Here is a 2,185-nt window from a genome sequence, read left to right as displayed (position 1 = left end):
CACCGCCACCTCGTCGCCCTGCGCCGGCGCATCCCACACGCGGATGCCCATCTCCTGCAGCATCGCGACCTGGCGTTCACTCCAGCGCATCGGCACCCTCCACCTGCAGGCTCATCACCGCCGCATCCTCGCGCCCGCTCGGGTGCGTGGCGCGCGACGCCGGGTAGTAGCCGCGGCGCATGCCGATCGACTGGAAGCCGTAGCGCAGGTACAGCGCGCGGGCGCGCTCGTTGCTCTGCCGCACCTCCAGCCACAGCTGGCCGGCGCGGCGCTCGCGGCACACGGCGACCAGCTCGTCGAGCAGGAAGCGCGCGTGGCCCTGGCGCTGGAAGGCCGGCGCGACGGTCAGGTTCAGCAGGTGCATCTCGTCCACGCCGGGCATCGCGATGAAGTAGCCCAGCATCTCGCCGCGCTCGCCGTAGATCACGCGGGCCACGTAGCCGGCGGCCAGCGAGTCGATGAAGTTGCCGTGGGTCCACGGGAATTCATAGGCCTGGCGCTCGATCTCGAGCACCGCATCGAGCTGCGTGACGCCCAGCGGCAGCAGCAGGCGCTTGTCCCTCAGTACCGCGCTCATGCCAACGCCTTCGCTTTCATCGCCTTGTCGTGCGCGCGCTCGGCAGTCGTCTGCGCCACCTTGTCGCGCAGGTAGACCGGCAGCGCGTGCGCGGCAGCTACACGGATGCCCTGCGCCCACAGCTGCGTGGCGACGCGCGCCAGCGCCTCGGCCCGCGAGCGCGCCTGCGGCACGCGGCGCACCGACGGCGCGATCACCAGCCGCTCGCCGAAGGCATCGAGCGCCGAGCCGGCGATCACGTCGATGGGCTGTTCCTGCAGCAGCGCATTGAACGCCTCGATGCGCAACAGCGCGGGCGCCGCGGTCACCGCCCAGTGCCCGTCGCTCCAGCGGTAGCGGCCGGCGTAGATCTCGTCCATGCGCGCATCCATCGCGACGCAGACCTCGGCCGCATCGGTCTGCGCGCGCGCATCGTCGGCCACCAGCATCAGGCTGTCGACCGGGATCACCRGCTTGGCCGCGCCGTACGCCAGCCCCTGGGCCACCGAGCACGCGGTGCGCAGCCCGGTGAAGGCGCCGGGGCCGCAGCCGAAGGCGATCGCGTCGACATCGGCCAGCGCCAGGCCGTGCGCGGCCAGCAAGGCCATCAGCTCGGGGATCAGCGCGGCCGAGGCCTGCGCGCCGCCGGCGCCGTCGTGCGCGGCCTGCCGCCCGGGCGCGACCAGCGCGATTGCCATCGCGTCGGTGGAGGTGTCGAAAGCCAGCAGCGTGCCCATGGCGACAGTCTAAAGCCCGGGGTGCGTGAGATCATCAGGAGATGGGGAATGTAGGGAGACGCATCCTGCTGGGCGCCGTCGGGCTGTGGGCCGCGATGCCCGCGCTGGCGGCACCGCTGCCGGTCGAGGCCGAGGTGGCGCTCGACGCCGCCAAGGTGCCGCGCGAGGCGATGGTCGCCTGGGTGCAGGAGGTCGGCGCGAGCGCGCCGCGGCTCGACTGGCAATCGCGCCAGCCGGTCAACCCGGCGTCGCTGATGAAGCTGCTGACCACCTCGGCCGCGCTCGAGTTGCTGGGCCCGGCGTGGACGTGGTCGACGCCGGTCTGGCTGCAGGGCACGGTGCGCAGGCCGGGCCCGAACGGCGTGCTCGACGGCGACCTCGTGATCCGCGGCACCGGCGACCCCAAGCTCGTGCCCGAGCGGCTGTGGATGATGCTGCGCCGCGTGCAGCAGCTCGGCGTGCACGAGATCCGCGGCGACATCGTGCTCGACCGCAGCGCGTTCCGCCCGGCGCTGCAGAACCCGGCCGATTTCGACGGCGATCCGCTGCGCCCGTACAACGTGCAGCCCGATGCGCTGATGCTGAACTACAAGTCGCTGACGCTGACCTTCGCGCCCGACGCGGTGGCCGGCGTCGCCCGCATCACCGCAGACGTGCCGCTGGCGGGCCTGCAGGTCGACGACGGCGTGCCGCTGATCGCCGGCCCCTGCGACGACTGGCGTGCGCCGCTGCTGCTCGATGTCGCCGACCCGGCGAAGCTGAAGGTGGCCGGCGGCTTCCGCAAGCTGTGTGGCGAGAAGTCGTGGTCGATCGCCTGGCCCGAGCCGCAGCGCTACAGCGAGCGCCTGCTGCGCGGCCTGTGGCACGAGATGGGCGGCAAACTGAGCGGCCG

The 2,185-nt window shown here is 72.6% G+C and carries 3 protein-coding genes; 1 reads left to right on the top strand and 2 read right to left on the bottom strand.

Annotated features, from left to right (window positions below; genetic code table 11):
• Positions 1-76: 76 nt before the first annotated feature.
• A complete protein-coding gene (gene rimI / locus AC1D01_RS31325; RefSeq protein ID WP_477873406.1) occupies positions 77-577 on the bottom strand; it encodes a ribosomal protein S18-alanine N-acetyltransferase in 501 nt (166 codons plus the stop codon).
• The gene (tsaB, locus tag AC1D01_RS31320; RefSeq protein ID WP_477873404.1) at positions 574-1,293 is read right to left on the bottom strand and encodes a tRNA (adenosine(37)-N6)-threonylcarbamoyltransferase complex dimerization subunit type 1 TsaB; all 720 of its coding nucleotides are present in this window, start codon (positions 1,291-1,293) and stop codon (positions 574-576) included. The genes rimI and tsaB overlap by 4 nt, the downstream gene beginning before the upstream one ends.
• A 41-nt stretch (positions 1,294-1,334) precedes the next feature.
• Here tsaB and AC1D01_RS31315 point away from each other — a divergent pair.
• On the top strand, positions 1,335-2,185 hold an 851-nt coding region (locus tag AC1D01_RS31315), incomplete at its 3' end, for a D-alanyl-D-alanine carboxypeptidase/D-alanyl-D-alanine-endopeptidase (RefSeq protein WP_477873402.1).

Source organism: Rhizobacter sp. P3_B12, assembly GCF_056402895.1.
Note: the sequence above shows the minus strand (reverse complement) of the source record. Positions and strands in the feature narration are given on the sequence as shown.

Bases quoted from the DNA above. Each gene is read 5' to 3' on its own strand.
- rimI (WP_477873406.1), bottom strand. From the start codon at position 577: ATGAGCGCGGTACTGAGGGACAAGCGCCTGCTGCTGCCGCTGGGCGTC.